Consider the following 12805-nt stretch of genomic DNA (forward strand, 5'->3'; position numbering starts at 1 on the left):
GCAAAGCCGTGTTTTTTGTCGAGGCAGACGAGGTGCTCAAGCGGCTGATTGATGAGGAGTACACGCGCCACCCCTTTTACGGTAGCCGCAAGATGGTGGTGTACTTGGGGCGTTGCGGACACTGGGTCAACCGCAAGCGGGTGCAGCGCTACATGCGCAGCATGTCGCTGGCTGGTATGGCACCAGGGCCGAATACGAGCGCGGCGCACCCGCAGCACAAGGTGCACCCCTATCTCCTGCGTGGCGTGCCCGTGGTGCGGGCCAATCAGGTCTGGAGCACGGACATCACCTATGTGCGGCTAGCTCGGGGCTTTGCCTACCTCGTGGCTGTGATTGACTGGTACTCTCGGCGGGTGCTGAGCTGGCGAATCAGCAACAGCATGGAGGCCGCGTTTTGCGTGGACTGCCTGGAGGACGCCTTGCGTGAGCACGGCAAGCCTGAGGTATTCAACAGCGACCAGGGCAGCCAATTCACCAGCGAGGCATTCACGGGCGTGCTCAATCGCGAGGGGATCACCATCAGCATGGACGGCCGGGGCCGGGCCTATGACAACATCTTTGTGGAGCGGCTTTGGAGGAGCGTCAAGCATGAGGACATCTACCTCAACGGCTATGCCACCATGGGCGAGTTGCTGGTGGGCCTGACGAAATACTTTGCTTTCTACAACACCGAGCGCCCGCACCAGTCACTGGAAAATCAAACACCGCAAGAGGTTCACCAGACGTCAAGCGGCGGCGGTGCGATGATCGTGGACAAATACCGGAGCAAAGAAAGACTCCCAGTTGCGCTGCGCTCCAGCGCGACTGCGGCCGGGGAAGTCAGGATTGAGATTGAGCCAGCAATACAAAATGCAAAAACCGGGGCAGCGCCGACCAGCTGCGAGAAGTTGAGTGCAACTTAAACTGCCATCAAGGCTGTCCTGACTTTGGGGTCCACTTCAAACCTTGCCCGACTTTAAAACAGCCAGCCCCCAAGCTGTGTTGCACGATTGACACCCCGCCATGGAACTCAACACCGAAATCATCACCACCGCACCGCTGGACTCTGCTTCGGTGGTCTTGTTGCGCGACAGTGCACAAGGCATGCAAGTGCTTTTGCTCAGGCGCCACCAAGCGTCCAACGTTTTGGGTGGGGCCTATGTGTTTCCAGGCGGCAAACTCGACGCGGCTGACCAAAGTCCAGGTTTGCTGGCCCAACTGAGCCAAGACATCGGCACTTTGCACCAGCGACTCGCAGAACCTCATCTGAGCGCTGAACGGGCGGCGGGCCTTTTTGTGGCGGCTATTCGCGAGGCATTTGAAGAATGCCGGATCTTGTTAGGCCAAACCGGCGATGACAGTCCAGACCTGCAAGCCTTGCAAGACGCTTTGGCCAGCGGGCAAAGCTGGGCTGAGGCCTTTCAAAATCTTTCGCTTCGCTTGTCCACCGACACCTTGGTGCCCTGGACCCGTTGGATCACACCCCGGCAGGCATCCGTCACGCATAAACGCTTCGACACCCGTTTCTTTATCACCCGGGTGCCCGAAGGTCAAACCGCCGAACACGACAACCATGAGACCACCGAAGCCCTGTGGATTACCCCGCGCGAGGCCTTGATACGTTACTGGGACCGCCAGATCGAACTGGCGCCACCACAAATCATGGGGCTGGTGCAGCTTGGCAGACACTCGGACACCCACAGTGCGCTGGCAGAAGCCCAAAGTCGCCATCCCCCTGTGGTGGAGCCTGAACCCTTCGATCAGGACGGCGTCCGCACCATTTGCTATCCCGGCGACCCACGGCATTCGGTAGCGCGATCAGCGTTTCCCGGCCCGACCCGCCTGATGTTCAAAAACAAGCGCTTTGAGCCTGAGTTGGGTTTGGCCGCTTTGCTGGATCACGATTAACTATTACAATTTGTAACACTAATAGATCTTTTCCAGCACTCATGACCGAAACATCTGCGCCCATTTATCTGTCTGTTGAACGGGCGATCGAATTCATTGGCGATGCCAACGGGGTTTTATCCTTGCTGAACACCTTGCACCAGACTTTGGGCGAAGACCTGCCGCGCATTGCGGCGCTGTTGGAACAAGACGACATGCATGGTGTGAACCGCGTGTTGCACCAGCTAAAAGGATTCACCCCGGTGTTTTGCGTCGACAGCCTGGTTGAACTGGTCGTGATTGTTGAGCAAATGAGCAAGCACGCTGAAATCTCGGAAGTCCGTGCCGCTTACAGCCAATTGGCCCCCCAGCTGGAGGCGCTGCGCAACGAAGTCGCCTCACACCTGGTGAGCCACCCGCAGGCTTGAACAAGCCCCGATCCGCTTCAGCGGGCTGCACAACCACTGGGCGGCCCATCGCCAACCTCAGGCGCAAATTTCAGCTTTGACGGCACTGGCTGCAGAATCTGGCGGGTTTTGTGCCTCCAGCCACTGGGCAATGGTGGCAGGGTCATGCATCAGACGCAGTTGGTCAAACGCCTCTTGTGCCTGCGGGTGAACCCGCCGCAAATAATTGAGCCACTGCTTGAGCCGCCCCGCGCGGTGGCGAGGGGCCACCCGCTGGCTGATGCCCTGCCAAAACAGGCGCATCAACACCACAATGTGTGCCCAAGTCACGGCCTCCCCGGTCGACGTGCCTGTCAATACGGCATCGTGATGCGCAATGGCCAAAGCCAGGCCAGGGTCGGCCACCATGCCACGCCCAATCATGAGACGCTCACACCCGGTCACCTCGCGGCAACGCAAGGCATCCGACAAAGTCCAGATTTCACCGTTGGCCACCATGGGCAATCGCACATGCTGGCGCAAATCAGCGATCCGATCCCAGTAAGCGGGCGGCCGGTAGCCATGGGCCTTGGTTCGGGCATGAACCACCAGATCACTGGCACCGGCGGCCTCAATGGCCTGAGCGCAGTCCTCTGCTCGGCTGTCATCGTTGTAGCCCAGGCGCATCTTGGCCGAGACCGGGATGTGCGCCGGCACTGCTCGGCGCACAGCCGCCACGATGTCCCCCACCAACTCGGGCTCATCCAGCAAGACCGCACCTCCCCGGTGCTGATTGACAGTTTTTGCAGGGCAGCCAAAATTCAAATCGATGCCAGCCGGTTCCAGCTCGGCCAAGGCAGCCGCATTGTCTGCCAGACAGATCGGGTCCGAGCCCAGCAACTGCACACGCACTGGCACCCCTGCGGGGGTGCAACTCTTGTTCAGCAATTCGGGCGCCACGCGAATGAAGGCGCGGCGCGGCAGCACGGTGTTGGTGACCCGGATGAACTCCGACACGCACAAGTCCACACCGCCCACACGCGTGAGCATGTCTCGCAAGGTGTGGTCGAGCAGGCCCTCCATGGGCGCCAGCATGATGCGACCGCCCAAATGGCGCGTTTGCATGAGGTCAGGCCATCAGCTGAGTTTGCGCTTGAGCCGAACCTCTTCGATCTTCACACCACCCAATGGCACGGTGCGGGCCGTGTTCATCTCGCGCTTGAACCCCGCCAGATCGTGAAAACGCAAGGTTTTTTCATGCAAAAGTGGCAACCAGACAGTGACTTCGGTGCAACCTTCTTCTTCCAGGCCTTCAAGGGCAGCATCCCACAGGGCCAGGCCAATGCCCTGACCCAAACGGTCAGGGGCCACATAAATGGCCCAGATTTCGCCTGTTGTGTTTTTGGATTTGGGGTCGCGCGAACGGTCAAACCCGACAAAGCCGACGACTTCACGGCCGTCGGTGGCCAGCATCACTTGCGGCTCACCGTATTCAATCGCCTCTTTCCAGAAGGACACCCGTTTGGGCATGGGGGTGGCGTCCCAATGGGCATCAGGCACTTGGCCGGCGTAGGCAGCGCGGCAGGCGCTCACATGCAATGCAGCCACTGCAGGCGCATCTTGAAGGGAGGCAAATCGGACTTGGATATCGGACATGGCTTGAACTAGAAATAAACAACAAGGTGCCGAAAAACCAGGTCTTTCGGCGCAAAACCAGACATTGTCGCCGCTTCGGTTATCTTCAACCCATGAGGACGTCTTTGAGCAGCATGAATTATCCGTTGGCACACCCCCCGAAGGTCCTTTGTGGCCAAGCGGCCAACACTTTGAAGCGGGTGCGGGCCTGGTTTTTTGCAGGGCTTTTTTGGGCATTGGGGGTGCTTGGCACGGGCTTGGCCAGCGCCCAAACCCCTGGCCGGTTTGCCGACGACATGGCAGAACGCACCCGGGCCTGCACTGCTTGCCACGGCGACCAAGGCCGCGCCGGGCCCGATGGTTATTACCCACGCCTGGCAGGCAAGCCGGCAGGCTACCTGCACAACCAGCTGCGCAATTTTGCACAAGGTCGGCGGCATTACGACCTGATGGCGCGTTTGGTCAACCCCCTGAACGACGACTATCTGGGCGAGATGGCCCAGTACTTTGCCCAGCTGAAACTGCCCTACCCGCCCCCCACGGCGAACAATGCCATCTCGCCCGAACGCCTGGCCAAGGGCCAGCAACTGGTGACCCAGGGCGATGCCGCACGCGGCTTGCCCGCCTGTACGCAATGCCATGGTGTGCGCCTGACGGGCGTGCAGCCCAACGTGCCGGGCCTGCTGGGCTTGCCACTGGACTACCTGAACGCCCAACTGGGGGCTTGGCAGACCGGACAACGCCGCGCCCACGCACCTGATTGCATGGCCGAAGTGGTCAAGCGCATGCCGGCGGCAGACCTGATTGCTGTTTCGAGTTGGTTGGCTCGCCAGCCACTGCCGGCTGACACCCAGGCCACAGATCGCCGCCCTGCAGGCCCTGCGCTGCCTGAAGCCTTGCGTTGTGGCAGTGCACCTGAATTGTCTGGCCAAGCGCCGGCACAGCCCCTTGCCGGGGGCCGATCATGAACCGCCTCACGCACCCCACGAAACCTTTTTGGCGATTGGGCCAAGTCATTTTGCTCAGCCTTGGGGTGCTCGCTGCAGCGGTGGTGTGGGACAACTGGGGCGACCTGGTTTGGCCCCCAAAAGACGCCCCAGCCCTCTCGGGCAAGGCAACCGAAGCCCAAATCGAGCAAGGACGCTACCTGGCCCTGGCAGGAAACTGCATGGCCTGTCACACCAGCCTGGGTGGGCCAGCCTTGGCGGGGGGGCGCCGCATTGACACGCCTTTTGGTGGCGTCTACAGCAGCAACCTGACGCCCGACCCGCAGACGGGCCTGGGCCAATGGGATGCGCAAGATTTTTGGCACGCCTTGCACCTGGGCCGATCCAAGGGCGGTCGTTTGCTGACCCCGGCCTTTCCTTACAACCACACCAGTGTCATTCCCCGCGAAGACAGCGACGCAATTTTTGCCTGGCTGAACACCCAAGCCCCGATTGTCCAGGCCCAGCCCGACCACACCCTGGTCTGGCCCGTGGGCACGCAGCCAGCCCTGGCCGTCTGGCGAAGCCTGTACTTTGCACCCAGCCCATTCGTGGTGGATACACAGCAAAATGCGCAATGGAACCGTGGCGCTTACCTGGTGCAAGGACTGGGTCACTGCGCGGCCTGCCACAGCCCGCGCAACGCGCTCGGGGCGAGCGGCTCGGTCAGTGACTTGTCGGGTGGCCTGATGCCCGTGGTCAATTGGTACGCCCCTGACCTGACCCGTGACGCTGAAACTGGCTTGGCCAGCTCGCCCCTGCCCGAGATCGTGCGCCTGTTGCGCACCGGCACATCGGCATCGGCTCAAACCAGCGGCCCCATGGGCGAAGTGGTGCAACACAGCCTGCAACACCTTAGCCCGAACGATCTGCAAGCCATGGCGGTTTATTTGCAATCGCGTGCAAAAAATGCCCCAGATCAAGCTCCACAGAGTCCTCGTCAGCCCGCCCGCATCAGCCTGCAAGTCACCAAACAAGGCGCCAAGGTATACGAACGCCATTGCCTGCAATGCCACGGTGAAAAGGGCGAAGGCATCAACACCGCCGATGGCAAAGTGGCCTACCCGTCCCTGGCAGGCAACCGCGCTGTGCTGCTGAACGACCCCACCAATCTGGTGCAAGTGGTGTTGTACGGCGGCTACGCGCCAGTCACCGCAGGCCACCCTCGACCTTTTGGCATGCCCCCTGCCATGCTGGAACTGGATGACCGCGACATCTCGGCCGTACTCACCCATCTGCGCACCCAATGGGGCAACCGGGCCAGCGAAGTCCCCCCCCTGCAAGTCAACCGTATTCGGGCAGCACAAGGGCATTGATGGCTTGGCGCGGCCAAGCTTGCGCCGGCATGAGCGCCTGTCAACTGCGGCACTGGCTTGCCAAGTCCTAACCCCTAATATCTTCACCATGAAACACCACCTTTACATTCTCACAGGGGCCTCGAGGGGCTTGGGGCTGGCCATGGCCGAGCAATTGCTGCAAGCAGATAACAGCCTGCTGTGCATCTCACGGCACACCCATCCCGCCCTTCAGGAGACTGCACAACAAAATGCATCCACTCTGGTGCAATGGAGCCAGGACCTGGCCGATGGCGAAGGGGCAAGTAGCCGCTTGAAGGCTTGGCTGAAAAGCCAAAACCCGGCCGATCTTGCCAGCGTGACCCTGATCAACAATGCAGGCACCATCCCCCCGATCCTGCCGCTCAGTCAATCTAGCCCCACCGATTTGGCGCAGGCCTTGCGCGTCGGTCTGGAAGCGCCCATGGCCTTGTGCGCGGCGTTTTTAGGCGCTACCGAAACATGGACCGTGCCAAAAAGGGTGCTCAACATTTCTTCCGGCCTGGGCCGCAACGCCATGGCTTCGCAGGCTGGCTATTGCGCGGCCAAAGCCGGCATGGACCACTTCACACGATGCATGGCACTTGACGAGGCCCTCGTACCCCAAGGCGCCAAAGTTTGCTCATTGGCCCCAGGCGTGATCGACACCGACATGCAAGTGCAGTTGCGTGGCGCAGCCGGTGAGGCTTTCCCTGACCAATCCAAGTTTTTGCAGCTGAAAGAAAAAGGCCTGCTCAGCAGCGCGCCTCAAGCAGCTGCGCTGGTGCTGGCCTTCCTCGCCCGGCCTGACTTTGGGCAAAAGCCTGTGGCTGACATCCGGGACTGAGCGACTGCAGACAGGCCAGCGACTTGTCAGCGTTTACAAAGTTACTTGTCAGGTCAACGTAGCCATTGACCCCGACACTCACAGGGTCAAACCTGTTGATTACTGTCATTTTTAAAATTCTGGAGACCTCCCATGAGCCGTGAAGTTGTTGTTGTCAGCGGTGTGCGCACCGCGATTGGTACCTATGGCGGCAGCCTGAAGGACATTGCCCCCACCGAGCTGGCCGCGCAAGTCGTGCGTGAAGCCCTGTCCCGTGCGGGCACCGACGGCAAAGATGTCGGCCATGTCGTGTTCGGCCATGTGGTCAACACCGAGCCCAAAGACATGTATTTGTCGCGCGTGGCGGCCATCAATGGAGGCTGCGCCGAGGGCACGCCCGCCTTCAACGTCAACCGCCTGTGCGGCTCGGGCCTGCAGGCCATTGTCAGCGCCAGCCAGTCCATCTTGCTGGGCGACTGCGACATCGCCATTGGCGGCGGTGCCGAAAACATGAGCCGCGGCCCCTACGCCTCCTTGAGTGCCCGTTGGGGTGCCCGCATGGGCGACACCAAAATGATCGACATGGTGGTCGGCGCCCTGCACGACCCTTTCCACAGCATTCACATGGGCGTGACCGCCGAAAACGTGGCCACCAAATACGGCATCACCCGCGAAATGCAGGATGCACTGGCCGTTGAAAGCCACAACCGTGCCGAACGCGCCACTCTGGCCGGTTACTTCAAAGAGCAGATCATGCCGGTCATGCTGAAAAGCAAAAAAGGCGAAGTGGCCTACGCCACCGACGAGCACTTCCGCCCAGGCTGCAAGCTCGAAGACATGGCCAAGCTCAAGCCCGTGTTCGTGAAAGAAAACGGCACTGTGACCGCTGGCAACGCTTCAGGCATCAACGACGCTGCTTCAGCGGTGGTGCTGATGGAAGCCGGTACCGCCAAGGCCCGTGGTGCCAAGCCAATGGCCCGCCTGGTGGGTTATGCCCACACTGGGCTCGACCCCAAGATCATGGGCGCAGGCCCGATCTCGGCCACACAAGCTGTGCTCAAGAAAACCGGTCTGACGGTCAACGACCTGGACGTGATCGAGGCCAACGAAGCCTTTGCCGCCCAAGCCTGCGCCGTGACCCGCGAACTGGGCTTGGACCCCGCCAAGGTCAACCCCAACGGCTCGGGTATCTCGCTGGGCCACCCGATTGGCGCCACCGGCGCGTTGATCACCGTGAAAGCCCTGTACGAACTGCAACGCGTGAATGGCCGTTACGCGCTGGTCACCATGTGCATCGGTGGGGGTCAGGGCATCGCGGCGATTTTTGAACGCATGTGAGCCTTAGGGCTTGACGGCAGCCGTCACCACCACCTCAATCCGGTAAGCCGGGTTGGCCAGCGCGGCCTGCACGGTGGCGCGAGGTGGAGCGGTGCCGGCCACCACCCAGGCATCCCAGACTTCGTTCATGGCGGCGATATCCGTGATGTCTTTGAGGTAAATTTGGGTGCGCAAAATGCGGGTTTTTCCGCTGCCCGCCTCGGCCAGCCGCAGCTCAATCTGGCCCAGCACATCGGCCGTCTGGCTGCGAATGTCGGCAGCCTCGCACTCGGGCACCATGCCCGCCAAATACACCACGCCATTGAAAACGGCCGCTTCGCTGTAGCGGGCGGCCACATGCAGTCTTTTCAGGTCTTGGCTCATGGTTTTTTCTGGCCCAATTTCGACTCGGTACCCGCCAGCAGTCGGTTGATGTTTTCGCGATGGCGCCAAATCAGCAGCATGGCCATGATAGCCAGGCTCAAGACTTCGGCAGCCGTCGCCTGCCAGGCAACGCCAGTGCCAAACAGGTAAAAGGCGGGTGCAAACACAGCAGCCACCATCGACGCCAGTGACACATAGCGGCTGAAATAGACCACGATGGCAAAGGTCAGCACGGTCGCCAAGGCCAAGGGGCCATTGACCCCGACCACCACGCCCACCGCTGTGGCCACGCCTTTACCGCCCATGAACCCAAAGAATACAGGGTACAAATGTCCCAGAAAAGCAGCCAGGCCAGCCAATGCAGCGACACCTGCGCCCAGGCCATGCTCTGGCCCATAAGTCAGAACCAGGGCCACGGGCAGCCAGCCTTTGGCAGCGTCTAACAGCAGGGTCAGAATGGCTGCCTTTTTGCTACCCGAACGCAACACGTTGGTGGCGCCAGGATTTTTGCTGCCGTAGCTGCGGGGGTCGCTCAGGCCCATCAGGCGGCTGACAATCACCGCAAAACTGAGTGAGCCGATCAAGTAACTGGTCAACACCACCGCCACTGGAATCCATAGGTCCATCAAAAGCTCCCTTGTTCTTGTACGGGCGTTATTCTGCCAGTGCGCAATTCACCGGCTTGGCCCCGAGCAGCTGCACGCAGACCTGGGGCTCGATGCCCACCAGGTAACCGCGCCTGCCGCCGTTGATGCAGATGCGCGGCAAACTCAGGATGCTCTCTTCGATGAACACCGGCATCGACTTTCGGGTAGCAAACGGTGAGGTGCCGCCCACCAGATAGCCGCTGTGCCGATTCGCCACCTCGGGCGCACAGGGTTCGACCGACTTCAGGCCGATCTGCCGCGCCAGGTTTTTGGTAGATACCTTGCGGTTGCCGTGCATCAGAACCACCAGGGGCTTGGCATCCTGGTCTTGCATGATCAAGGTCTTGACCACCACAAACGGGTCCATGCCCAGCACATGCGCACTGTGCTGGGCACCCCCGTGCTCCAGGTAGTCGTAGGGGTGCTCGGTGAAGCTCACCCCCTGCTGGCGAAGCAGCGCCGTGGCAGGGGTTTCGCTGACTTTGTCTTTTTTGGCCATTGGCCAATGTCACAAAGCCGGATCGCGCATTTCCCAACGGATGGCGTCGATGGCCTTGAGGACCTCTGGCGTCAACTCGGCTGTCCAGGCGGCCAAGTTTTCGTTGAATTGGGCCACCGAGGTCACACCGATGATGGTGCTGGCCACACACCAGCGGTGGTAGCAAAAAGCCAAGGCCATTTGAGTGGGCGTCATGCCGTTATCACGCGCCAGCTGGTTGTAACGGCGTGCCGCCACCAACGCCTCAGGGCGGCCCCAGCGTTGCTTGCGCATCGAGTCGTAACGTGCAATTCGGCCGCCATCCGGCAGCAGCGGGCCGGTCAGATCAAAGTTGTCGTATTTGCCTGTCAGCAAGCCAAAGCCCAGGGGCGAGTAAGCCAGCAAGGACACGTTCAGGCGATAGCAGGTTTCGTCCAGCGCATTGTCGTAGGTGCGGTTGACCAGGCCATAAGGGTTTTGCACCGTGGCCACGCGCGGCAGGCCATGCTGCTCCGCCAGGCGCACGAATTCGTGCACGCCATAAGGCGTCTCATTGGACAAGCCGATCTGACGGACCTTGCCCGCCTTGACCAGTTTGGACAAGGCTTCCAGTTGCTCGTGAATTGGTGTGAGTGGCTTGTCTTTGCTCGGGTCGAAATAAGTGATGCCGAACACCGGAACATGGCGCTCGGGCCAATGGATCTGGTACAGGTCGATCACATCGGTTTGCAGGCGACGCAGGCTGGCGTCACAGGCATTCAAAATGTCTTGCCCGGTCATGCCCGAACCTTCCCGGATCCAGGGCATGCCGCGTGAAGGCCCTGCCACCTTGGTTGCCAGCACCAGCTTTTGGCGGGCACCAGGGCGCTTGGCCAACCAGTTGCCGATGTAGGTTTCGGTGAAGCCGCAGGTGGCGGCCGTGGCGGGCACGGCGTACATCTCGGCAGTGTCGATGAAGTTGATACCGGCTTCGAGTGAGCGGTCCAGGATGGCGTGTGAATCAGCTTCATTGACCTGTTCACCAAAGGTCATGGTGCCCAGGCAGATGGGGGTCACTTGCAAGTCGGACTGTCCGAGTTGAACGAGTTTCATGGTGTTTCCTGTGTTGTTCTGAAGAGGGGTGAGGCCATCGGCAGATGGCCTTTACAGCACAAGCCCGAAGGCCCACTGCCGCATTGGCAAACGCTTATTTTGTCATGGCATTCAGCCCGGACTGATGAGAGCTATCCGGGCTTCTTCCTGCAGCCGCAAGACCCGGCGCTGCACTTTGCCCGTGGTGGTCATGGGCAACTGGTCGATGAACTCGATCTCTTTGGGGTACTCGTAGGGCGCGAGCAAGCCCTTCACATGGCTTTGCAGCTCGCGTCTTACTTGCTCGTCAAAGGCGGGCTGGCCCGCCCCTGCTGGTCTGCGGCTTAGCCAGTCGGGTGACAACACCACATAGGCCTTGACCACCGCTCCGCGGTCCGCATCGGGCTTGGGCACCACCGCCGCATTGGCCACGGCGGGGTGCTTGACCAGACAGTTTTCAATCTCTCCAGGGCCAATGCGGTAACCCGCCGCCTTGAACATGTCGTCGGTGCGGCCCTGGTACCAAAGGTAACCCTCCGCGTCGGCCACGGCCATGTCACCCGTGCGGCACCAATGGCCGGTGTATTTAGCCTGGGTTGCCTGATCGTTGTGCCAATAGCCCAAAAAGAAAACCGGATCAGGGTGCCCGTGCACGTCAAAGCGATTGACGGCCACCTCACCGGGCGTGCCTGCGGGGCAGACGCGACCTGCTTCGTCAATGACCGCAACCTGGTGGCCCGGATAAGCCTTTCCCATGCTGCCAGGCTTGGCAGGCCAAAGGCGGGCACAGTTGCCCACCACATAGTTGATTTCGGTTTGGCCAAACATTTCATTGACCGTGATGCCCAACTGCTTTTGGCAGTAATCAAACACCGCGTCGCCCACGGCCTCACCGGCACTCATCATGGCCTGAAGTTGAATCCGATATCGGGCCTTCACGTCAGGCACCGCCTTCATCATGGCTTTCAGGGCCGTTGGAAACAAAAAGGTGTGCGTGACGGCATGGCTTTGCAGAATCTCAAACGCCGCCTCGGGCGAAAAGCGCCCGTTGAAAGCCACAATGGGGCGACCGAAATACAAACTCGGAAGCAGCGCATCCATCAAACCGCCCGTCCACGCCCAGTCGGCCGGCGACCAGAACACCGCCTTGGAGGGGCGATCAGCGTGGTCCGGGTCGAAGCCAAACCAGTTTTGGCTGGCCACAAAACCCGTGAGGTTGCCGATCAGGGCCCTGTGCGGAATCAAGGCACCCTTGGGGTTGCCGGTGGTGCCACTGGTGTAGATCAACACCGCTGGGTCTTCGGCCAAGGTGGACACGGTCTTGAAGGTGGACGCACTGGCTTGCGTGAGCTGGGCGTAATCCAGATCAGCCAGCGCAGCCGCCGGCCCAACACCAATCAAGGTTTGCAAGCTGGGGCAGTCGGGGCGGGCTTGTAGCAAAGCCTGCACCGTGGATTCGTCGCACACCGCCACACGGGCCTGGCTGTCGTTGAAGCGAAAAGACAAGGCTTCGGGTCCAAACAGCATCGACAAAGGCATGGCCACCGCGCCCATTTGCAGCACGGCCATGTAGGCCACGGCCGTTTCGTAGCGCTGGGGCATCACGATCGCCACCCGGTCACCACGCTGCACACCTTGCGCCCGCAGCGCCCGACTCAAGCGGTTGGCGTCTTGTTGCAACTGCCCAAATGTCCAGCTGCGCCCCAGGCCCTGGCCCGCCACATGCTCACGCACGGCCTGGCGTTTGGCGGTGGCAGGCTGCACTGCCCATTGCCCGCAGCAGACTTGCGCCATGTTGAAAATTCGGGGCACTTTCCAGCCAAAGCCTTGGTGAATTTGCAGGTAGCGGTCCATGTGCGGACGGGCTTGGCGGTCTTGGGGGCGACTGACGCTCAT

The 12805-nt window shown here is 60.8% G+C and carries 13 protein-coding genes and 1 pseudogene; 7 read left to right on the forward strand and 7 right to left on the reverse strand.

Features of this window, described 5'->3' with window-relative positions; genetic code table 11:
• The 3 genes and pseudogenes from ACIQ3A_RS06510 to ACIQ3A_RS06520 all read left to right on the forward strand — a co-directional run.
• Positions 1-776: pseudogene (locus ACIQ3A_RS06510) on the forward strand (IS3 family transposase); the annotation flags it as partial.
• 226 nt (positions 777-1002) lie between these two features.
• Positions 1003-1887, forward strand: a complete 885-nt coding sequence (locus tag ACIQ3A_RS06515) for an NUDIX hydrolase (RefSeq protein WP_396430939.1) — start codon at positions 1003-1005, stop codon at positions 1885-1887.
• A 41-nt stretch (positions 1888-1928) separates the two neighbouring features.
• Positions 1929-2294 carry an Hpt domain-containing protein gene (locus ACIQ3A_RS06520; RefSeq protein ID WP_396430940.1) on the forward strand — a complete coding sequence of 122 codons (366 nt, stop codon included), beginning with the start codon at positions 1929-1931 and terminating at the stop codon, positions 2292-2294.
• 57 nt (positions 2295-2351) lie between these two features.
• Here ACIQ3A_RS06520 and ACIQ3A_RS06525 read toward each other — a convergent pair whose 3' ends face one another.
• Together ACIQ3A_RS06525 and ACIQ3A_RS06530 are read right to left on the reverse strand one after the other, a co-directional pair.
• Entirely contained in the window at positions 2352-3377 is a 1026-nt protein-coding gene (locus ACIQ3A_RS06525) for a tRNA dihydrouridine synthase (RefSeq protein ID WP_396430941.1), read from the reverse strand.
• Positions 3378-3389: 12 nt separating this feature from the next.
• A complete protein-coding gene (locus tag ACIQ3A_RS06530) occupies positions 3390-3908 on the reverse strand; it encodes a GNAT family N-acetyltransferase (protein WP_396430942.1) in 519 nt (172 codons plus the stop codon).
• A 113-nt stretch (positions 3909-4021) separates the two neighbouring features.
• On the opposite strand from ACIQ3A_RS06530, the gene ACIQ3A_RS06535 reads away from it, so the two are divergent.
• The 4 genes from ACIQ3A_RS06535 (at position 4022) to bktB (ending at position 8350) form a co-directional block, all read left to right on the forward strand.
• Positions 4022-4855 (forward strand): c-type cytochrome, encoded by an 834-nt coding sequence (locus ACIQ3A_RS06535; protein WP_396430966.1) that lies wholly within the window; start codon positions 4022-4024, stop codon positions 4853-4855.
• On the forward strand, positions 4852-6189 hold the full coding sequence (locus ACIQ3A_RS06540; protein WP_396430943.1) for a c-type cytochrome: 1338 nt from the start codon (positions 4852-4854) through the stop codon (positions 6187-6189). The genes ACIQ3A_RS06535 and ACIQ3A_RS06540 overlap by 4 nt, the downstream gene beginning before the upstream one ends.
• Positions 6190-6277: 88 nt before the next feature.
• Positions 6278-7033 (forward strand): SDR family NAD(P)-dependent oxidoreductase, encoded by a 756-nt coding sequence (locus ACIQ3A_RS06545; RefSeq protein ID WP_396430944.1) that lies wholly within the window; start codon positions 6278-6280, stop codon positions 7031-7033.
• A gap of 132 nt (positions 7034-7165) precedes the next feature.
• Positions 7166-8350, forward strand: coding sequence for a beta-ketothiolase BktB (gene bktB / locus ACIQ3A_RS06550; protein WP_396430945.1), 1185 nt, complete (start codon positions 7166-7168; stop codon positions 8348-8350).
• Between the two features lie 3 nt (positions 8351-8353).
• Here the strand turns inward: bktB and ACIQ3A_RS06555 are convergent, their stop codons facing one another.
• The 5 genes from ACIQ3A_RS06555 to ACIQ3A_RS06575 form a co-directional block, all read right to left on the reverse strand.
• Positions 8354-8713, reverse strand: a complete 360-nt coding sequence (locus ACIQ3A_RS06555; RefSeq protein WP_396430946.1) for a RidA family protein — start codon at positions 8711-8713, stop codon at positions 8354-8356.
• Positions 8710-9339: a glycerol-3-phosphate 1-O-acyltransferase PlsY gene (plsY, locus tag ACIQ3A_RS06560; protein ID WP_396430947.1), complete on the reverse strand. Its 630-nt coding sequence runs from the start codon at positions 9337-9339 to the stop codon at positions 8710-8712. The genes ACIQ3A_RS06555 and plsY overlap by 4 nt, the downstream gene beginning before the upstream one ends.
• Positions 9340-9367: 28 nt before the next feature.
• Positions 9368-9859 carry an aminoacyl-tRNA deacylase gene (locus ACIQ3A_RS06565; RefSeq protein ID WP_396430948.1) on the reverse strand — a complete coding sequence of 164 codons (492 nt, stop codon included), beginning with the start codon at positions 9857-9859 and terminating at the stop codon, positions 9368-9370.
• Between the two features lie 9 nt (positions 9860-9868).
• Positions 9869-10930, reverse strand: coding sequence for an aldo/keto reductase (locus ACIQ3A_RS06570; RefSeq protein ID WP_396430949.1), 1062 nt, complete (start codon positions 10928-10930; stop codon positions 9869-9871).
• A gap of 111 nt (positions 10931-11041) precedes the next feature.
• Complete coding sequence (locus ACIQ3A_RS06575) at positions 11042-12805, reverse strand: acyl-CoA synthetase (protein ID WP_396430950.1); 1764 nt, start codon at positions 12803-12805, stop codon at positions 11042-11044.

The organism is Limnohabitans sp. (assembly GCF_044361985.1).
Lineage (GTDB): Bacteria > Pseudomonadota > Gammaproteobacteria > Burkholderiales > Burkholderiaceae_C > Limnohabitans_A.